The sequence below is a fragment of the Clostridium disporicum genome, assembly GCF_001405015.1.
GTDB classification, from domain to species: domain Bacteria; phylum Bacillota; class Clostridia; order Clostridiales; family Clostridiaceae; genus Clostridium; species Clostridium disporicum_B.
In genome coordinates this window covers 1-21392 of the sequence record NZ_CYZX01000024.1, presented here as the reverse complement: position 1 = coordinate 21392, position 21392 = coordinate 1, and the positions used below count along the sequence as shown (strand labels likewise).

The 21392-nt window shown below is 29.7% G+C and carries 21 protein-coding genes; 3 read left to right on the top strand and 18 right to left on the bottom strand.

The annotated features are described in order from the left end of the window. Window positions 1-167: 167 nt before the first annotated feature. From carB to ARA56_RS13885, 10 genes are all read right to left on the bottom strand, one after another. The gene (gene carB, locus ARA56_RS13930) at window positions 168-3377 is read right to left on the bottom strand and encodes a carbamoyl-phosphate synthase large subunit (RefSeq protein WP_055267717.1); all 3210 of its coding nucleotides are present in this window, start codon (window positions 3375-3377) and stop codon (window positions 168-170) included. 13 nt (window positions 3378-3390) lie between these two features. Beyond that, window positions 3391-4440, bottom strand: coding sequence for a carbamoyl phosphate synthase small subunit (locus ARA56_RS13925; RefSeq protein WP_055267785.1), 1050 nt, complete (start codon window positions 4438-4440; stop codon window positions 3391-3393). Window positions 4441-4695: 255 nt separating this feature from the next. Then, complete coding sequence (locus ARA56_RS13920) at window positions 4696-5592, bottom strand: dihydroorotate dehydrogenase (RefSeq protein ID WP_055267714.1); 897 nt, start codon at window positions 5590-5592, stop codon at window positions 4696-4698. Window positions 5593-5611: 19 nt separating this feature from the next. After that, window positions 5612-6349 carry a dihydroorotate dehydrogenase electron transfer subunit gene (locus ARA56_RS13915; RefSeq protein ID WP_055267712.1) on the bottom strand — a complete coding sequence of 246 codons (738 nt, stop codon included), beginning with the start codon at window positions 6347-6349 and terminating at the stop codon, window positions 5612-5614. A gap of 14 nt (window positions 6350-6363) precedes the next feature. Continuing rightward, a complete protein-coding gene (pyrF, locus tag ARA56_RS13910; protein ID WP_055267710.1) occupies window positions 6364-7236 on the bottom strand; it encodes an orotidine-5'-phosphate decarboxylase in 873 nt (290 codons plus the stop codon). A gap of 16 nt (window positions 7237-7252) precedes the next feature. After that, window positions 7253-8452, bottom strand: coding sequence for a dihydroorotase (locus ARA56_RS13905; protein WP_055267708.1), 1200 nt, complete (start codon window positions 8450-8452; stop codon window positions 7253-7255). 2 nt (window positions 8453-8454) lie between these two features. Further along, on the bottom strand, window positions 8455-8886 hold the full coding sequence (locus ARA56_RS13900; protein WP_055267706.1) for an aspartate carbamoyltransferase regulatory subunit: 432 nt from the start codon (window positions 8884-8886) through the stop codon (window positions 8455-8457). Further along, window positions 8886-9806: an aspartate carbamoyltransferase gene (gene pyrB / locus ARA56_RS13895; protein ID WP_055267704.1), complete on the bottom strand. Its 921-nt coding sequence runs from the start codon at window positions 9804-9806 to the stop codon at window positions 8886-8888. Before pyrB ends, ARA56_RS13900 begins: the two co-directional genes overlap by 1 nt. A 223-nt stretch (window positions 9807-10029) precedes the next feature. Further along, window positions 10030-10701, bottom strand: a complete 672-nt coding sequence (gene pyrE, locus ARA56_RS13890; RefSeq protein ID WP_055267702.1) for an orotate phosphoribosyltransferase — start codon at window positions 10699-10701, stop codon at window positions 10030-10032. 102 nt (window positions 10702-10803) lie between these two features. Beyond that, window positions 10804-11454 (bottom strand): TVP38/TMEM64 family protein, encoded by a 651-nt coding sequence (locus tag ARA56_RS13885; protein ID WP_055267700.1) that lies wholly within the window; start codon window positions 11452-11454, stop codon window positions 10804-10806. A 589-nt stretch (window positions 11455-12043) separates the two neighbouring features. Between ARA56_RS13885 and ARA56_RS13880 the strand changes: the two genes are divergently transcribed. Continuing rightward, window positions 12044-12544 (top strand): DedA family protein, encoded by a 501-nt coding sequence (locus ARA56_RS13880; protein ID WP_055267698.1) that lies wholly within the window; start codon window positions 12044-12046, stop codon window positions 12542-12544. Between the two features lie 140 nt (window positions 12545-12684). Here the strand turns inward: ARA56_RS13880 and ARA56_RS13875 are convergent, their stop codons facing one another. The 5 genes from ARA56_RS13875 to ARA56_RS13855 form a co-directional block, all read right to left on the bottom strand. Further along, window positions 12685-13341, bottom strand: coding sequence for a nitrite/sulfite reductase domain-containing protein (locus ARA56_RS13875; protein ID WP_055267696.1), 657 nt, complete (start codon window positions 13339-13341; stop codon window positions 12685-12687). 16 nt (window positions 13342-13357) lie between these two features. Then, window positions 13358-14164, bottom strand: a complete 807-nt coding sequence (yidA, locus tag ARA56_RS13870; protein ID WP_055267693.1) for a sugar-phosphatase — start codon at window positions 14162-14164, stop codon at window positions 13358-13360. 176 nt (window positions 14165-14340) lie between these two features. Then, the gene (locus ARA56_RS13865; protein ID WP_055267691.1) at window positions 14341-14610 is read right to left on the bottom strand and encodes an ATP cone domain-containing protein; all 270 of its coding nucleotides are present in this window, start codon (window positions 14608-14610) and stop codon (window positions 14341-14343) included. Between the two features lie 475 nt (window positions 14611-15085). Then, entirely contained in the window at window positions 15086-16690 is a 1605-nt protein-coding gene (locus ARA56_RS13860) for a putative ABC transporter permease subunit (RefSeq protein ID WP_055267689.1), read from the bottom strand. Continuing rightward, on the bottom strand, window positions 16683-17396 hold the full coding sequence (locus tag ARA56_RS13855; protein ID WP_055267687.1) for an ABC transporter ATP-binding protein: 714 nt from the start codon (window positions 17394-17396) through the stop codon (window positions 16683-16685). The genes ARA56_RS13860 and ARA56_RS13855 overlap by 8 nt, the downstream gene beginning before the upstream one ends. A gap of 140 nt (window positions 17397-17536) precedes the next feature. On the opposite strand from ARA56_RS13855, the gene ARA56_RS13850 reads away from it, so the two are divergent. Further along, window positions 17537-18049 (top strand): L,D-transpeptidase, encoded by a 513-nt coding sequence (locus ARA56_RS13850; protein ID WP_055267685.1) that lies wholly within the window; start codon window positions 17537-17539, stop codon window positions 18047-18049. 38 nt (window positions 18050-18087) lie between these two features. Then, on the top strand, window positions 18088-18594 hold the full coding sequence (locus ARA56_RS13845; protein ID WP_084759042.1) for a L,D-transpeptidase: 507 nt from the start codon (window positions 18088-18090) through the stop codon (window positions 18592-18594). A gap of 52 nt (window positions 18595-18646) precedes the next feature. Here ARA56_RS13845 and ARA56_RS13840 read toward each other — a convergent pair whose 3' ends face one another. The 3 genes from ARA56_RS13840 to ARA56_RS13830 form a co-directional block, all read right to left on the bottom strand. Beyond that, window positions 18647-18949, bottom strand: coding sequence for a PTS sugar transporter subunit IIB (locus ARA56_RS13840; RefSeq protein WP_055267683.1), 303 nt, complete (start codon window positions 18947-18949; stop codon window positions 18647-18649). A gap of 331 nt (window positions 18950-19280) precedes the next feature. After that, window positions 19281-20633 carry an MATE family efflux transporter gene (locus ARA56_RS13835; RefSeq protein ID WP_055267681.1) on the bottom strand — a complete coding sequence of 451 codons (1353 nt, stop codon included), beginning with the start codon at window positions 20631-20633 and terminating at the stop codon, window positions 19281-19283. Then, window positions 20634-21083, bottom strand: a complete 450-nt coding sequence (locus tag ARA56_RS13830; RefSeq protein WP_055267679.1) for a MarR family winged helix-turn-helix transcriptional regulator — start codon at window positions 21081-21083, stop codon at window positions 20634-20636. Window positions 21084-21392: the final 309 nt, after the last annotated feature.

The following is a 21392-nucleotide window of genomic DNA, read 5'->3' as shown; positions in this document are numbered from 1 at the left end:
ATATGTAAAAAGGTTCCATACTAACATCTAAAAAAATAAAATGATGCAATTACGCAGCCTTTTATTAATTATTATCATTAAATTCTATATAAAAATATTTGCTATACATCATTATAAATAACCTAAAAAGAGTGCAAACCATTCCTGATTTGCACTCTAAGTTTCAACTAAATATTAGCTATATCAAATACTTCTAAGTTTTTCTTATCTATTTCATTTACCTTAACATCAGCTATAGCTCTTAATGTATCTAGAGCTGTTATAACTCCTATATTTCTTTCTATAGCAGCTCTTCTAATTAAGAATCCATCTCTCTTAGAATCGTTACCCTTAGTTGGCGTATTTACAACTAAATCTACTTCTTTATTCTTAACTACATCTAATATGTTTGGTTCATCTTCATTAAGTCTTCTAACTATTTCACAGTCTATTCCTGCTTCTCTTAATAATTCACAAGTTCCTTCTGTAGCAATAAATTTATATCCTACTTTAGCTAAATCTTTTGCTATTGGTAAGAATTCAGCTTTATCGTGCTTATTGATTGTAGCTAATATCTTTCCTTTTTCCATTGAAGGATACATGCTTCCACCAACAAATCCTTTGTATAAAGCTTCTTTAACATCTCTACCTACACCTAAAACTTCTCCTGTAGATTTCATTTCAGGTCCTAAAGACACTTCAACTTTTGGTAACTTTTGAGTTGAGAATACTGGAACCTTAACTGAAACTAATTCTGGCTCTGGATATACATCCACCCCGTATCCTAAATCAACAAGCTTTTCTCCAAGCATAACCTTAGTAGCTAAATCAACTATTGGAACTCCACTTACCTTACTGATATATGGAACTGTTCTTGAAGCTCTTGGGTTAACTTCTATTACATAAAGGTTTCCTTCAAACTCAATGAACTGAATGTTTATCATTCCCTTTATTCCGATAGCTAATGCTAACTTCTTAGTGTAATCTAATACTTTAGCCTTAATTTCATCACATATGTTTTGGCTTGGGTACATAGTAACAGAGTCTCCTGAGTGAACTCCAGCTCTTTCTAAGTGTTCCATTATACCTGGGATTAATATGTTTTCTCCATCAGATATAGCATCAACTTCGATTTCTCTACCCATTAAGTATTTATCTATAAGTATTGGATTTTTCTTATCCTTCATAAATGCATTCTTTAAGTAGTATGTTAACTCTTCTTCATCATGAGTTATTTCCATACCTTGTCCTCCAAGAACGTATGACGGTCTCACAAGTACAGGGAATCTTAATCTTCTAGCTTCTTCTATACCTTCTTCTAAAGTCCAAACACCTTTCCCCTTAGGTCTAGCTATATCAAATTTTTCTAATAACTCTTCAAACTTTTCTCTATCTTCAGCCATATCAATTTGGTCTGCTGTAGTTCCTAAGGTCTTAATTCCTTTTTCCTTTAAGAAATTAGCAAGCTTGATTGCAGTTTGACCACCGAATTGAAGAATTACTCCATCTGGATTTTCTTTTTCTATTATGTTTAATACATCTTCTTCAGTTAATGGCTCAAAATAAAGCTTATCTGAAATATTGAAGTCTGTACTTACTGTTTCTGGGTTGTTGTTAACTATTATAGTTTCGATTCCCATCTTCTTTAATGCCATTACACAGTGAACTGAAGCATAGTCGAATTCAATACCTTGTCCTATTCTGATTGGACCTGAACCTATAACTATAACCTTCTTCTTGTCTGATACTTCTACTTCATCATATTGCTCATAAGTTGAGTAGTAGTATGGGGATAATGCTTCGAATTCTCCTCCACAAGTATCAACCATCTTATAAGCTGGCTTTATGTTCCATATGTCTCTTAATCTGTAGATATCGTCTGGCTTAACTTTTAACATATCAGCTATAGCCTTATCTGAGAAACCTTTCTTCTTAAGATTTAATAACCATTCTTTATCTAAATCATCTATCTTGCTTAATTTTAATCTTGTTTCTTCCTGAACTATCCACTTGAATTTTTCTAAGAAGAATATATCAATTCCAGTTATCTTAGCGATACTTTCAATTCTATAATCTCTTCTTATCATTTCTGTAAGAGCAAATAATCTTTCATCATCTGGCTTCATTACAGCTTCTTTTAATTCTTGTATACTCATTTCTTTAAACTTTGGGTGGTCTAAAGAATATTTTCCTATTTCTAAGCTTCTTATACCTTTTAATAATGCTGCTTCTAAGTTAGCACCTATAGCCATTATTTCTCCAGTTGCCATCATCTTTGTTCCTAAAGCTCTATCTGCTGTAAAGAACTTATCAAATGGCCATTTTGGAATTTTAACTACTACGTAGTCTAATGTGGGTTCAAAGCATGCATATGTCTTTTGAGTTACTGCATTTTTGATTTCATCTAATCCATATCCTAAAGCTATTTTAGCTGCAAGCTTAGCTATTGGGTATCCTGTAGCTTTTGATGCAAGTGCAGAAGATCTTGAAACTCTTGGGTTAATTTCGATAACTGCATATTCAAATGAGTTTGGATTTAAAGCAAATTGTACGTTACATCCACCTTCGATTCCTACAGCATTTATTATGTTTATAGCTGAAGTTCTAAGCATTTGGTATTCTTTATCTGATAATGTTTGAGATGGGGCTACAACTATACTATCTCCAGTATGAATACCAACTGGGTCAATGTTTTCCATGTTACATACAGTTATACAGTTTCCGTAAGAGTCCCTCATTACTTCGTACTCTATCTCTTTCCAACCTTTAACTGATTTTTCTAATAAAACTTGTCCAATTGTGCTTAATTGTAATCCTGATGCAAGAATAGTTCTTAACTCCTCTTCATTCTCAGCTATTCCACCACCAGTTCCTCCTAATGTATAAGCAGGTCTTACTATAACTGGATATCCTATCTTGTTAGCAAAAGATATTCCTGATTCCATATCAGTTATTATTTCAGATGTGATAACAGGCTCGTTTATTCTGTTCATCATATCTCTAAATAATTCTCTATCTTCCCCTTCTTTAATAGATGCTATTGAAGTACCTATAACTTTAACATTATATTTATCTAAAATTCCAGCATCAGCTAAATCTACCGCAAGGTTAAGTCCTGTTTGACCTCCCATACCTGTTAAAAGACTATCTGGTCTTTCTTTGGCTATTACCTTTTCAACAAACTCTACTGTTAATGGCTCTATGTAAATTTTATCTGCTACTTCTTTATCTGTCATTATAGTAGCTGGATTAGAGTTAACTAATACAACTTCTACACCTTCTTCTTTTAAAGCTTGACATGCTTGAGTTCCTGAATAATCAAACTCAGCCGCTTGTCCTATAATGATTGGTCCTGACCCTATAACTAAAACTTTTTTAATATCTTTATTTAATGGCATTCTCTAATTCCTCCTATAGTGCATATTCCATAAATCTATCAAATATATATTCGCTATCCTTTGGACCTGCTGCAGCCTCCGGATGGAATTGAACTGAGTATATCGGTAAAGTAGTATGTTTCATTCCCTCTATTGTTCCATCGTTTATATTTATATGAGTTGCAACTACACCTTCTGGTAATTCATGAACTACATATCCGTGGTTTTGAGAAGTTATGTGTACCTTATTTCTTTCTAAGTCTTTTACTGGATGGTTACATCCTCTGTGTCCGAACTTTAACTTAGTAGTTTTCCCACCTAGTGTTAACCCTAATAATTGATGTCCTAAACATATTCCAACTATCGGCTTAACTCCAACTATCTTCTTAATATTTTCTATTACGCTTCCTAAATCTTCTGGATCTCCAGGTCCATTTGATAAGAATACTAAGTCAGGGTTAACTGCTAATATTTCTTCTGCCCTTGTGTTCATTGGGAATACTGTAATTTTGCAACCTCTTTTTTTGAAATTTCTTATAATGTTTGTTTTTATTCCAAAGTCCATTATTGCAACGTGCTTACCAGTTCCTTCTATTGTATAAGGTTTTTCTGTTGAAACTATACTAACAGCTTCTTTATTTGAGAAAGCCTTAATCTTTCCTTCAACATCTTGTAATGTTTCTGCTTCTAAAGATATTATTCCTCTCATAGTTCCATTATTTCTTAATACCTTAGTTAAAGCTCTTGTATCTATTCCTTCTAACCCAATTATCTTGTTTTGCTTTAAGTAATCTTCTAATCCGATTTCACATCTGAAGTTATTCGGGAAGTTACACTTCTCTCTTACTATAAATCCTTTTACATTTGGAGTCTCAGATTCATTATCTTCTAAGTTGATTCCATAGTTCCCTATTAGTGGATATGTCATAGTTACTATTTGTCCGTAATAAGATGGATCTGTTAATACCTCTTGGTATCCTGTCATCCCAGTAGTGAATACTACTTCTCCTACACTATCTTTTAAGTGTCCAAATGCATTTCCTTCGAATATCATCCCATTTTCAAGTATAAGTCTTGCTTTCATATTTATGTTTCCTCCCATAAGCGAACCTCTAAATTTTAATTTAGCTAGGTGACGTTAAGTAAGATTCTAAGTCTCTAATTTTAGAAATCTAACCTATATATGTTTTACACCTACCAACATATGTTAGTAGGTGCTTCCTTACCCCTTATCCTAATTTAGTCAGATGTTTCTTTACTTTATTCACGTAAATAATACGCTTTAAGTAATCCTACTAAATTAACTTCAATAGGTGTACCATATTTCTCTATCTAATATTTATATAATTCCTATTATTTCATTTATATCTTTTATACCTTGTTCCTTACAGAACTGTTCCATTTGCTCTATAATCTCTTTACCTGCATTAGGATTAAAGAAATTAACTGTTCCTATTTGAACTGCACTTGCTCCAGCCATCATAAACTCTATAGCATCAATTCCTGAAACTATACCACCTAGCCCTATTACTGGTACGCTTACAGCCTTTGCTACTTCATGAACCATTCTAAGTGCTACTGGTTTAACTGCTGGCCCTGAAACCCCTGCATAAACATTATCAAATACTGGCTTTCTCTTATATGGATCTATTGCTAATCCTTTAAGTGTATTTATTAATGAAATTGAATCCGCTCCAGCTCTCTCACATTCTAATGCCATCTCTACTATATTTTCAGCATTAGGTGATAGCTTAACCATTAAAGGCTTATCTGCTATTTTCTTTATCTTTGATACAACATCATAAGCTACTTCTGATTTAATTCCAAAAGCCATCCCCCCTGACTTAACATTAGGGCAAGATATGTTAAGTTCTATCATATCTATATCTGTTCCTCTTAGCTTTTCAACTGCCGTTTCGTAATCTTCGATACAACCTCCACCAACATTAGCTATAACGTTAGTGTTTAACTTTCTCATCTTTGGAAGTTCTTCTGATATAAATCTTTCTATACCTGGGTTTTGAAGTCCAACTGAATTCATCATTCCTGATGGTGTTTCAAAAACTCTTATTCCATTATTACCATCCTTAGGATTTAAAGTTAATCCCTTTGATGATATTCCGCCTAAAACTCCCACATCGTAAAACTCATTGTATTCACTTCCGAAGCCAAATGTTCCAGATGCTGCTATTACAGGATTTTTAAAATCTACTCCATTTATATTAACCTTCAACATATCACGTACTCCTTAGTTCCTATAGTTCAACATAGTTTCCATCAAAAACTGGACCGTCTTTACATGTTCTTTTATTTCCATCTTTAGTTTTGCATGTACATACTAAACATGCTCCAACCCCACAAGCCATATGTTTTTCCATTGAAACATATACTTGAACTCCCTTTTCTTTACACATTTCAACTACTTTTTTCATCATAACTTCTGGCCCGCAGCATAATACTGTATCATATTTATCAACTTCTAATAAATCTGTTACAAATCCCTTATGACCATACTTTCCAGTATTAGTTGAAACATATCCATCATTTATGTACTTACATAATTCATCAGTTAAATATATGTCATCTCTAAATCCAGCATAAAGATCCATCTTCATACCTTTATTCTTTTCTCTTAATCTCTTGGCAAGTTCCACCATAGGTGCTATTCCAATACCTCCAGCAACTAAAGCAACATTACCATATTTCTTATCTATATCGAATCCATTTCCAAGAGGACCTGTTAATTCTATAGTTTCCCCTTCTCTAAGGTTCGCAAACTCTTTTGTACCTTTACCTACAGTAGCATATAAAAATGTTACTGTTCCTTCTTCCTTTTCAGAAACACTTATAGGTCTTGGAAGTAGTGTTGCACCTTGATGCTTTAACATATAAAATTGACCTGCATTTACTTTATTATGGTCTTCAACCGCCATTTTATATATTCCATCTACTATTTCTGTATTAGATAATATCTTTGCTTTCGTATACTTCATGATATTGTCCCCCATTACTTAGATTCTACAGCTCTTCTTATTTCATCTCTCATCTTTATAGCTTCTTCTCTTGCACAAGCAGCAAATTCCATTTCTCTATTTTCCTTTTTATACGCTAATAATATTCCTCTTGATGAATTTACTACTCCACCATTTCCATTGTTTAAGTAAAGAGCTACATCTTCAGCTTTTCCACCTTGTGCTCCATATCCTGGTATTAAGAAGAACATATCATTATATCTGCTTCTTATTTCCTTACCTTCTTCAACATGAGTACATCCTATTACTCCACCGATTTGAGTATATCCGTACTTACCTTTAACTTCTTGACCCATTTCAGTTAATCTATCACCAACAGCGTTGTATAACTTTTTGCCACCTACTATATCAAGATTTTCAAAATCTTCTGCACCTGGATTTGAAGTTCTAACTAGTACGAATACTCCCTTTATTCCTTCTTTCATGTAAGGTAGGTATGGTTCGATACTATCCATTCCCATGTATGGACTTAGAGTTATAAAATCCGCTTCAAAATCTCCTGTAAAGTGCGCCTTTGCATATTGTGAAGCTGTCGCAGCTATATCTCCTCTTTTTATATCTGCAATTATTATTGCATCTTTTTCTCTTAAATATTGAAGTGTATTTTTGTAAGCTATTAATCCTTCAATTCCTAAAGCTTCATAGTAAGCTATTTGAACTTTAAAGCAAGCTACAACATCTAAAGTTGCATCTATTATTTCCTTATTGAAGTGGAATAATGCTTCACTTAAAGTTCTTCCTTCTAATACGTGGCTTGGAAGATACTCAACAGCTGTATCTAACCCTAAACAAACTACTCCTCTTTCTTCTACTCTTTCATATAATTTATCTATTATTAATTTATCCATTTAAAATTCTCCTTACTTAAGCTTTATAAACTACATTTCCACCTTTTATTGTCATCTTAACTTCACCGTAATATTCTCTTCCGTGGAAAGGTGTATTCTTACCTCTTGATACAAATTTCTCTCTATCTACAGTAACCTTTTGATTTAAATCTACAAGTACCATATCTCCATCTTTTCCAACACTTATTAATCCTTTATTCATTCCTAAAATATTAGCTGAATTTCTAGACATTAATTCGCTTAATTTATTTAATGAGATATTATTTTCTTTAACTAGCGTCGTGTAGCATATTGAAAAAGCAGTTTCTAATCCAACCATTCCTGGCGCTCCATTTTTCTTATCTTCTTCAGTATGTGGAGCGTGGTCTGTTCCTATGCAATCTACAACACCTTTTCTTATAGCTCTTATTAAAGTTTCTACATCCTCTTTTTCTCTTATTGGAGGATTTACTCTATAATTACTTATGCTACTATCTAAAGCTAAGTGATGAGGTGTTACTTCACAAGTTACATTTACACCTTCTTCTTTAGCTCTCTCTATAGCATTTATTGATTCTACTGTACTTACATGAGCCATATGAAGATGTGCTTTAGTTACTTTTGCTAGATATAAATCTCTTATTGTCATTAAATCTTCTGCCATTCTCATATCTATCTTTGAGAATGTCTTATCTTCAGCATGTGACATAACTATCCAGTTATTTTCTCTAGCTACTTCCATAGCCTTCATCATTACGCTTGAATCCATAACTCCTACACCATCATCTGATATAGCTTTTACTTCTTTATCATCTTTAAACATATTTAAATGTTCTATATTGCTACCTTTGAAGTTTTCAGTTATTGAAACACATTGGTGTATATCTGTTAATCCAACTTCTTTTGCTCTATTTCTTACATGATTTAATACTTCATAGTTTGAACATACTGGCCAAGTATTAGCCATTAAACAAACTCCTGTATATCCACCTTTTACTGCTGCTTTAGATCCAGTTTCAATATCTTCCTTTTGAGTGAATCCTGGTTCTCTAAAGTGTGCATGAGTATCTATGAAGCTTGGCATTAAAGTTAGGCTGTTTCCATCTATAATTTCAACATTATCCTTTTTTATATCTTGTCCAACTTCCTTTATTATTCCGTTCTCTATATATACATCTCCATGGAAGTTTTGAAACGCATCTACTACATTAACGTTTTTTATCAATAAGTTGCTCATTTTTATACCTCACTTGGATTAATTATTGTATCGCAATACTGACATTTGTAAGATCCTTTATCTTCGTTAACAAGATCAAAAACATGCTCTAAGTATTTTTCATCACTTGTTATACATCTTGGATTGTTACATGTAATTATTCCTTTAATTTGCTTTGGTAATTCTGGTTTTATCTTTGCTATTATCTCTTCATTTTTAACTTGATTTATAGTTATTCCTGGCGATAATAACGCTAAAACTGTAAAATCTATTTCTGTAGCATTTTCTATCTTTATTATATCTTTTCTACCATTCTTTATACTTTTTGCATTTATTATTAATGCAACTTCATTTTCTCCATCTTCAAGTTTAAGATATTTAAATATCTTAACTCCTACCCCAGCTCTAATATGATCTAATACAAATCCATTTTTTATACTTGTAATCTCTAACATTACGCTACCCCCAATAACTTAGCCATTAAAGCCATTCTTACATACATACCAAACTCTGCTTGCTTAAAGTATGCTGCTCTTTTATCTTTATCAACTTCAACATCTATTTCATTTACTCTTGGAAGTGGATGCATTATTATCATATCTTCTTTAGCTAATTTCATCTTTTCTGCATCTAAAATGTAGCTATCTTTTAATCTCATATATTCATCTTCATTAAAAAATCTTTCTTTTTGAATTCTAGTCATATAAAGGATATCTAATTCTTCTATTACATCCTCTATCTTTTCTACTTCTCTGAATTCTATATTATTTTTATTTAAAACCTCTTCTCTTATATATTGAGGTATTCCTAATTCTTTTGGTGATATTAAAACAAACTTGATATTTTTATATCTTGACATGGCTGTTATTAAAGATTGAACTGTTCTACCATATTTTAAGTCTCCACAAATACCAATAACATGATTGTCTAATCTACCTTTTAAAGTCTTTATCGTTAAAAGGTCTGTTAGTGTTTGAGTTGGGTGTTGGTGCCCTCCATCCCCTGCATTTATAACAGGTACTGATGAGTACATACTTGCGACCTTAGCTGATCCTTCTTTAGGATGTCTCATTGCTATAATATCTGAGTATATAGATACCATTTTTATAGTGTCTGCTAAAGTTTCACCTTTTGCTGCTGAGCTTGAATTTGGTTCTGAAAACCCTAATATCTTTCCGCCCAATCTCATCATGGCAGCTTCGAAGCTAAATTTTGTTCTGGTACTTGGTTCATAAAACAGAGTAGCTAGTATTTTTCCTTCACATACGTGTGAATACTCTTCTGGATTTGATATAATTCGATGTGCTAATTCAAAGATTTCATTTAATTCTTCTATCGTAAAGTCCATTGGATTTATTAAATGTTTATTCATCATATAATTTTCCTCTCCTTCTTAACCTCTCAGGGCTAAATTTAAAGAAATAATAAAAAAATGTCTTCCTTTATCTAAAGGAAGACATAATAATCCCGTTGTCTAATAAAAATTACACTTCCTTTTAAATCTCTCTGGATTTCATTAAAGGTTCTTTATTTTAATCTAAGATACCATTTTTTTTTAATGCTGTCAATATTTTTAGAGAGTTTCGGTTGTAATTTTTTTATACACCATATTTTTCATAATATTTTTCTATTGCAACTTTGATTTTGTCGTCTATATATACTTTTCCGTTCAATTCTCTGTTATATAAGTACTCTACAACTTCTTTCATTGTAACTATTGAGTAAGTTTGAATTCCAAACACCTCTTTAATTTCTTCTTGAGCTGACTTTTCACCTCTACCTTTTTCCATTCTATCAACAGAAATTATTAATCCTTGTATTTGTGGATTTCCTTGCGCTTTTAATATTGGTGCAGTTTCATATATTGAAGTTCCAGCAGTCATTACATCTTCTACTATTACAACTTTCTTATCAGAGTCAATCTTAGCTCCTAGTAATATTCCACCTTCACCGTGATCCTTTACTTCTTTTCTATTTGAACAATATTGAACATTTGCTCCGTAAAGCTTATTCATTGATACTGCAGTAACTACTGTTAGTGGAATTCCTTTGTATGCAGGTCCAAATAAAACATCTACATCATTATTAAAATGTTTCTTTATAGCTTCAGCATAAAAATCACCAAGCTTACTTAATTGTTCCCCAGTAGTATAGTTTCCAGTGTTAATAAAGAAAGGGGTTTGTCTTCCACTCTTAGTAGTAAACTCTCCAAATCTTAATACATTACTTTCAATCATAAATTCAATAAACTGTTCTTTGTACTTATCCATTTTATAACATTCCTCTCTACAAAAATATTCTCTTGTATTGTAACACGATTAATTAATTAATCCAACATTTTATCTTTTATAGATTAATCTGGATATAAACTACTATCTTTTGACTAATTTCTTTGCGAAAATTATCCCAAAAATAATAATTATTAATGGCAATATAAACTTCACGGAAAATGGATTATTAAAGTTCATTCCTAAAATTACATAACAAAGTGTTTCAGGAGCTACCCCTAAAACTGATGCCCAAATAAAATCGCTATACTTTATTTTAGTTAATCCACAAGTATAACTTAATGCATCATATGGTAATATTGGAGGAAGTCTTAATAAAAATAGTATTTTAAATCCATTTTTCTCAAGGTTTTGGTCTAGCTTTACAAATCTACTTCCGATTAAATCTTCTACAAAACTTCTCCCTAAAAGCCTTGATAAAAAAAATGCCACAGTCCCAGAAATATAATATCCAATCATAGTTAGTATAAATCCCCAAAAAGCGCCAAATACTTTTCCAGCAGCTATAGCTATTATATTTGATGGAATTATAACAAAAAAAGGTTTTATCGCAAATATCAAAAGATATATCGAAGACGAAAAAACACCATTTTTTCTTATAAAATTAGCTATCACCACTATACTTAATTTACCATTAAGATACTTTACATTTAATATTAAAAGAGTCAGAGCTACAAATATTATTGTTAATAAAATATAAAATTTGCCTCTATTTATTCTATCCTTTTTATTCATCTAATCTTACCCTTAAACCTTCATATTTTCATAATAAATATTCATTCTAAACTTACCGTTTTTACTTATATATTTCTAAAAACAGAAAAAACCTTATATAAATACTAGCAAACAATTCATCTTTAATATTTATATGTAAAATTTCTTAGCTATACGCTTGATTTCAATATTTTACTATAAAAACATTTTGTATACAGTTTCTTAACAATTATCATTGTTATGATTAGATATAATAGTATTAAGTTATATTTTATCTAAGGCATTATATGAAAAATAAATCTATATGGTATTTATCCCAGTAAAAGATTTGCTTACATATTGTGTGAACTTTATAGCGAAGTTATAATATTAGAATAATTAGGTTAGAATGGATTTAAAATTTTATATTATATAAGTACTTTACCTGATGTTTATTCTACCTTATAACTCTATAACTTCTAATTGAAAATATCTATATTTCTCAAATAGCGGTCATAACTCGGTAGTATCTTATGAGGTAAGTAACTATGGACAACTTACCTTAATAAGAAAAAATATAAAGGTAGCTTCACCACTATATATTACATTTATCAAGTATAAGGAGAAACAAATGACAAATTTAATAGAAACTTTAAAAGCTAATACTTTAGTAATTATTTTTATAATTATGTTCTTAGAAGCATTAAATCTTACCGGTATTCCTGCAATCGTAATTATGCCAGCTGTAGGTGTTTTTATAAAAAGCAGTGGACATTCTTTTCTGATAGTTTTTGCTATTGCAACTTTAGGGTCAATTCTTGGAAGTATAACTTATTATTTAGTGTCTTCCAAATTTGGTGATATCATATATAACTTTTTTTATAATAAATTTCCGAGTACTCAAAAATCACTAAGAAAAGCTAAAGAAACAGCTGAAAAATATGGAGCTAAGATGTGTCTTATTGGTAGAATGCTTCCTACGATTAGAACTTTTATATCTCTAATGTCTGGGATTTTCAAAGTTAAATTCAAAGATTATATAATATATTCCTCTATTGGAATTTTTGTATGGAATCTTGTTTTAATGTCTTTTGGATACTTTGGATATATTTTATCAACTATGACATTTTAAAATTTAAGAATTAATAGTAACTATTCATAAAAAAAATCCAGCAGAATAATATTTATATTTTGCTGGATTTTAAAATATCCTCAAAGAAATTTTATCTTAGTTTAATGGTTAATTTTAAAGTATCAACTCTTAACTATTAATTATTTTGCTTTTTCTATTACATCTGCTTTAAATTTTTCTATTCCTAATCTTTCTATCATAAATCCTAGCTTTTCACCTAACTCAGCATTTTCTCTATAATAATCAAAGATAGAATCTATAAGTTTTAAAGTTTGCTGTTCATCTAAATCTTTTGCAATAATATCTGCAATTCTTGGATTAAACCCTGCTGAACCTCCAGCAACTACCATTAATCCTGTTACATCGGCTATTACTCCTACATCTTTAGCATAAACACTTCCACAAGAATTTCTACATCCAGCAACTCCTATTTTAGTTCTACAAGGCATATCCTTCTTGCCATACTTTTTAGTTAACTTCATTCCAATTCCTATAGTATTATACTTGCTTCTTTTGCAAAAGCCCGCTGGACATATTTCTACGTTCTTAACAGAATTAGCCTTTACAACAGCTGGTTCCATCCCTAAGTCATCCCAAATTTGTGGTAAATCCTCTTCCTTAAGATTTGTAATTAAAATTCTTTGACCTGATGTTATTTTTAATACACCATTATACTTCTTTGAAACTTTAGCTATTTTTTCTAATGTTTCTGCACTTACAAATCCACCAGGTATATCTGGAGTTATTGCATAAGTTCTTCTTCCATCTCTAATTTTTTGAAGGTTTCCATAATGCATAAAGATTTAATTCCTCCTAAGATAAAACAAATTTTTCTATAGCTGTTGCAACTCCATCTTCATTATTTGAATCGGTTATGTAATTAGCAGCTTTTTTAACTTCTTCAAAAGCATTTCCCATTGCAATTCCCATTCCTGCATATTCAATCATGTGTAAGTCATTTCCTGCATCACCCATAGTTATTACTTCTTCTCTCTTTACACCTAAATGCTTAGCTAAAAGCTCAACACCTACACCTTTATTAACTTCTTTATTTAAAAACTCTAAGAAGTAAGGAGTACTTCTAACAACTGTATACTTTTCAAAAACTTCCTTTGGTAAATTATCTACAGCATTTTGAAGTATTTCAGGCTCATCTATCATCATTACCTTTATGTAACTTTCATCATTTTTTATATTTTCAAAATTTATTTCTTGTATTGTTATGTTATTTATACTTGCTTCAACTTCAGTATACTTACTATTTTTAGGAGTAACTAGTCCATTTTCTTCAGAGAATGCGTGAATATTAACACCCAATTTTTTGCTTAAATCGTAAAGATAATGAACATCTTCCCCTATTAATCCCATCTTGCATACAACTTCTCTGCTCTTTGTCTTTAATACTAATCCCCCATTATAGCTTAAAACATAATCATTATCTGTGTACATATCTAACTCTTCTAAGTATCTAGTAACACCATCAATTGGTCTACCTGTTGCAAGAACAACTGTTACACCTTTATCTCTCGCCGCTTGTATTGCCTTTTTAGTTCTTTCTGTTACTATTTTTTCTTCATTTAATAAAGTTCCATCCATATCTAATGCTATTAATTTATACATATAATTCACCGATCCTTGCTTCAAAATATCGGTACTATTATAACACGAAAGAATGTTTTAGTCCTAATCAAAAGTTAATCTTTTACTTTTTGCTAGAGCAAAACCCTTCACTTTACCACAAAGCAATCTTTCATCTTTTGCTCTAGCAAAACATTTATCTCTTGCCCTTAGGCAAACTACTTACTATATTCTATATAAGATGAAATTACATCATCAAATCCATCTCTCTTTAATACCTCAACTACAACTCCTACAATTTCATAACTTGACGTATTACCATATTCAGATCTTAAATCCTCTATAATTTTAATTATATCTTTTACTATTATTTTAATATCTGACTCATTTAAAAGCGCCTTAGTTCCACTTGTTGCATTTAAAATACTAATCTTAATCTTATTAGCATCTAATTCTTGTAATCTACCATCTTTTTTTATTACTTGCATAAAACTACCTCCTTAAACTCTCTTCTTTCTTCTTTTTATAAAATAAATTTTTCTTCATTATATTAGGCTTTTCTAAAAATTTAATTATTGTTTTTTTATCGTCGATAATATCTAATTCCAACTTATTATTTACATATTTCATTTTTTTATTTATATACTAAGAGCTATACATTTATTATGCATAGCTCTTCTAGTTATATATTATTTTTTAATAATGTCTTTTCTGTACCATTCTTCATAGTCATATTTTTCTAAAAGTTCTTTTCATAACTCATATTTACATACGCATTCATCTTTTATCATACTATTCCCACTCGATAGTACTTAACTATTTTTTATTCATCATAACTTCCTAATATATTTTATGTTTCTATACACTTAATCGCTACTTAAATTAATAAAAAAAGTACCATTTTTTATTATGGTACTTTCAAAACTCTTTATTTTATTTATCAATATAAACTTTAACTTTACTTTATAATTTAATAAACTTCTTTATCCCAATTGTATTTAGAAGTCTATATGAAATTATTAATAAAATTACAAGTATACCTAACAATAATAATAAAAACATAGTTATATTTGTTATTTTAAATAAAAGGAATACTCCTATAGATAATCCAATAATCGCAAATACAAATAACATTTCTATCATTACTGCTGCACTTTGTTTTACAACTACAGTTGGTGATACCCAATCTAATTTAGGTAAATATAAGTTTATAAGTAAACCTACTATTGCTGTTAATAAAGAAAATACTATTGTAAATGCTAAATTCCATACTAAAGCTGCAAAACTAAACTTTAAGCCTATGGAAAATATTAAATTAGCTAGTATTCCTAATGGAATAGTAATAATTAAATTTAATAATATTTTGCCTCTAAATATATCTTTTTCTCTTATAGGTAATGACTTCATTATCCATAAATTCTTCCCTTCCAAAGATATTGAAGAGGTCGTTGTACACGATATTCCTATTCCAAAAGCTATTATTAACAAAACATTAAGTGGCATTAGTTCATCTACATATGGTATTTCCATATACATAGCCAAAGTTTGTCCATCAACAAATAGAGTCGCAATTGAAGCTACTAAAATTATAATCATTCCAATGCCTGTATTTAAAACATATATAGGTGTTGAGAAATACCTTCTTATCTCTTTTTGTAATAAAGCTTTAGCTATACTACTAGATTTAAGTGACTGTATTTTGTAATTTGCCTTTTTATAGTTTTCTCCTAGTCTAGCATTAATCTTCCCAAATAATCTACTAAATACAATTATGAATATTATAAAAGGAACTATTGATATAGCTATAAGCTTTACTAATTCTATTAAGTTTGTATCTCTTAATGCATTAGTAAAAAAAGTTACTGGAATATATATTTTACCTATACCTTCCATAATAGAAGCACTATTTATCATTAATGATTCAATAATAGAATTCATATTAAATGAACCTATAAGAATTAGTAATGTAACAATAGTCGCACCTAGTATAGTTACTAAATTCTTATGCTTAAACTTAGTAGCAAAATAACTTATAAATACAGCTAAAATTGAAGCTATTATAACTGGAATTAATGGCATAAATATAACTGATATTATTAATATTACGAAATAAAGCCATGATAATCCTGGAACTCTCATATAATATATAACTCCAGTTGGTATAAGCACAAAGGCTGTAAATATCCAATTGAACACTAATAAATTTATTATTTTACTAGTTAGAATTACACTATTTTTAATTGGCAATGACATTAACATATCATAATCTCTTGAAGTGAATAATGTTCCCTGAGCTTTATATATAGATGTAAAAAATACCATCATAACGCTCATCAATCCAGCCATCATTAATAGTAAATCTAAAAAACCTATACTTTCTAAAGCATCAGCCATAAGATAAGCGTACATAGTTACAGTAAATGCTATTGCCATTGCTCCAATAAGAAGCACTAAAGATGACATCATCATTTTTCTTTTTTCTTTTGTCCCAGAAACATTTTTTGAAAATCCATTTAATCCCCAATCATTAATAAATGTTGCTTTTAATACAACCCATAAATTATTCATTATCAATCAACCCCATAAATATATCTTCTAAAGAACTATTACCCCTTACTTCATCTGTATTTCCTTGTGCAACAATTTTTCCATCCTTTATTATAGCCACTCTATTACATAGTTTTTCAGCAACTTCTAATACATGCGTAGAAAAGAATATAGCGCTACCTTCTAAACATATTTCTTTCATTATCTCTTTTAATGTATGGGCAGCTTTTGGATCTAGCCCAACAAAAGGTTCATCTAATACTAATAATTTAGGCTTATGAATTAATGCAGAAATTACAGCTAACTTTTGCTTCATTCCATGCGAATATGATCCTATTAAATCACCTAAAAATCTAGTTAATTCAAGCTTGTCCGCATACTTTTTTATAAGCTCTTCTCTTTGTGATTTACTAACCCCATAAATATCTGATATAAAGCTTAAATATTGAATTCCTGTTAATGCTTCATATAAATCTGGATTATCTGGAATATATGCCATAATCCTTTTACATTCTATAGGTTTATCTTTAATTGATAATCCATCAATTAATATTTCTCCTTCAGTAAACTCTAATATACCTACTACAGATTTTATTGTAGTAGTTTTACCTGCTCCATTATGTCCAATAAATCCAAATATATCACCTGAATTTATTGTTAAAGATATATTATCTACTGCCTTTTTACCTTGTTTATATGCCTTTGAGAAATTTTTTATTTCTAACATATTATTACCCCCGATATATTTGTTATAGTTATAGTATAACAGTAAATCACAAAAATCAATATAATTATTTCGACAACCATCAACAAAGTGGGAGCATTTAAATAAAATAGAGTATAAGTAAATTTTAAGGAGTTTAAGTTATGTGGCTTATTAACAAAGTTAAAGGCTTATATAGATTTGGACGACTTAATGGTCGCCTATTAGTAAATTCATTTAGAACAAGTTCTTATTATTTAGATTCCGCAACGAAATTTGTAAATACTAACGGCTTCATTAGTAGTTCGCCATATTTTATTTGGGTTGATACTGAAAATTTTAAAACTAATATTTTTAGAGGTTCAAAAAATAACTGGACTCTTATTAATAGTTATCTATGCACAATAGGAAAGCCTAATAATCCAACTATAAAAGGAACTTACTTCGTTGGGGTAAAAGGATATTCTTTTGGAGAATCAAGAGGCTTTCGATGTCTTTATTACACTCAAATAAAAGGCGATTACCTATTTCACTCAATACCTTATTACTTAGATGGAACCATAAAAGACGATAGACTTGGAATGATGCTTACAGACGGGTGCGTTCGTTTATCAACACCTCATGCAAAATGGATTTATGAAAATATCCCTGGTGGAACAACTATATTTATTACCTAACTTTATATAATTATATAATTAGTGATTGGAGATATATTATGCTAATAAATATTTTAAAAAATATCTATCGTGCTACAAAGTTAAATACTACAGTTCTATCAGACTTTCTATTAGTTAATTCTCTTTCTAGTTATGGTGAATCCTTTGTTAATAATAGTAATTTATCTAGTACAACCAATTATCTGATCTGGGTTGATACTCAAAGTTTTAAAGTTAATATTTTTACAGGTAAAAAATCTAATTGGAAACTAATCAAAAGTTATTCTTGTTCCATAGGCAAACCTACTACCCCTACACCTAAAGGTACATTCTATATAGGAATTAAAGGTTATTCCTTTGGATATTCTCATGGATATGTTTGTTATTATTACTCTCAATTTAAAAATGACTACTTGTTTCATTCAATTCTGTATAATTTAGATGGAACCATTAAAGATGGTCGTTTAGGTATGAAAATTTCAAATGGTTGTATCCGTCTAGCTAAAGTTAATGCTAAATGGATATATGATAATGTTCCTGCTAAAACTACTGTGTTTATAAACTGAAATAAAAAAGGTGAATTCAAATTGATGAATTCACCTAATAATATACTATAAACTATTTAATTAATTCTAATGCTCTATCAAGAACAGCAGCACCGTTCATAGTTCCGTATAATCTCATATCGATTACTTCTACTGGAACTCTTCCTTTTACTAAAGCATCAACTTGTGGTTTTTGGAATCTAACTTGTGGCCCAAGTAAAACTATATCAACTGTATCAACAACGCTTGAACATTCTGAAACTGGTAAAGCGTTAATGTTTACTTCTATTCCTTTTGCTTTTGCAGCATCCTTCATCTTATTAACTAAAAGACTTGTAGACATTCCTGCAGCACATACTAATAAAATATTTTTCATGATAATTCCTCCTAAAACTAAAACATTATATTTAATATTTATTATATAAATTTTTATTTATAGCTTATAAATTTACTATTATATATTATGTTACAATACCTCTAAATAGAATTCAATAATTAAATTCCTATCAGGAAATGTTTTCAAAAACCGATTACATATTTCTGATATAATTAACTATATCATATTTTTTCAAAATATTCATTACTTTTTTACAACTTAATTCGGAAAATTTTCCGCAAATATTTTTCTTTTGATATTTAAGCTATTCTTTCTTCTGAAAAATATAGCTTAAATATCAATGTTATATATAGTAATTTTTCTATTAACTTTAGGCGACATTATACTTATCATTTGCTATATTAGAAAATTCTCTTTTAATCAATACTACACAAATTACCAGTGCTATAATATCACTTATAGGTTGAGCCATAAATATTCCGTTAATTCCTATAACTTTAGGCAATAAATATAAGAAAGGAACTAAAGCCACTACTTGTCTCAATAAACTAATTACAATTGATGGGTTAGGTCTACCAATTGATTGAAAGAATGTTGTGCATAGCATTACATATCCTAAAATAGGAGTAATTATAAAATTCCATCTTAGAGCAGCAATCCCTATAGACATTAACTCCTCTCCACCTCCAAATGCTCTAATAATAGAAGCTGGAAAGAACATTACTACAACCCATATTATTGATGTTACCCCTACCGAAAGCATCGATGCTTTATTTAAAGTTTCTTTAACTCTTAAAGTATTTTTACTACTGTAGTTATATGCTAAAATCGGTTGAATACCTTGACTTATTCCACTAGCTGGCATTATTACAAATGTCATTATACTTGAAATTACTGCATAAACACTAATAGCAATATCTCCACCATATTTTCCAAGTTGACCATTATAAATTAAACTTATAAATCCCATTGCCATTTGTGCTATCCAAAAAGCAAATCCACATCTAAATATTTCTTTTTGAAGCTTAAAGTCTAATTTGAAAGTATCTTTCTTTATCTTTACAAGTGTTTTACCACAAAATAATAAGTAAGCACCAAATAATACAGAAATAACTTGTCCTATTACTGTTGCAATAGCTGCTCCCTCTATCCCCCAATTTAAAACTGCAACAAATATAGCATCTAATACTATATTAGTTATAGCTCCAATAGCTGTGACACACATTCCCATTATAGGTTTTCCAGAAGCACGTACAAAATCACAAAAAACGAATGTCAATCCTTGAAAAACACAACCTAAAGACACTATAGTGTAATAAGTTTTAGCCATGTTATATGTTGTATCAGTAACTCCAAACACCTTTAAAAATATATCAGGAAATATTAATAAAATTGCTGTAAGTATTGCTTCAAATACAATAACCATTATAAATGCATTACCAAATGATAAATTCATTTTATCTTCTTCTTTATTACCACGAAATAAAGAAAATAAAGTGGAGCCACCAGCACTACATGTTAATCCAAAAGCTATCATCATAAATGATAACGGAAAACATATGGATAATGCTGCTAGAGCTGTATTACCAACAAAATTTCCTACAAATATTCTATCAATTATATTATAAATAGCAGTAATTAATAAAGAAATAGCCGCTGGTATGGAGAATTTTAAAATTATAGGTAATAACTTTCCTTTTGAAAAATCTATTTTATCACTCATCTAATTATCCTCCATAATATTATTTTTAATTAGACTATAAACCTCATCTGCAACTTTAATAAAAGTTTTAGCCTCTTCATCAGATATATTATTTAAAACTTTTGCTACCTTGCTATGATATTCCTCAACAAACACTTTATACAGTTCTTTACCATAAGTAGTTAATTCTAAATAAGTTATTCTTTTATCTTCCTTACATTCTATTTTTTCAACTACGTCTTTCTTCTCTAATTCTTTTATTAGTTTGGTTACACTTGGTGTAGTAATATTCAAAGCATTACTTATATCACTCACACATACTAATTCCTTATTTTTCTTACATGTATAAATAGCATCAATAACATGTATATGTCTCGGTTTCATATCTTTGGGAAGCTCTGGCATCATTTCAGTAACTTTCTTTGCTATAAAACATGCATCAAAAATTTCTTTTACTAATTTATCGTTCATAATATCCCCCTTTATATAATTACTAAAGATAATTACTAATAGTAATTATCTTTAGTAATTATATATCTGTATAAAATTTTAGTCAATTACCTATTCTTACAGAAAACTTCTTATTATCCTTCACTATATAATTTGATTTTTTACACGTTGATATTCTATTATAAAAGTTATTATCTAATTTAACCGACATCAAATCTAATTATTAACAAAAAGGGGCTGTATCAAAAAAAATTTGATATTTGCCGATAAAGAAAAGGAAGTTCGAATTTGAACTTCCTTTTTTGCGCATAGTAATAATATGAAAAACTT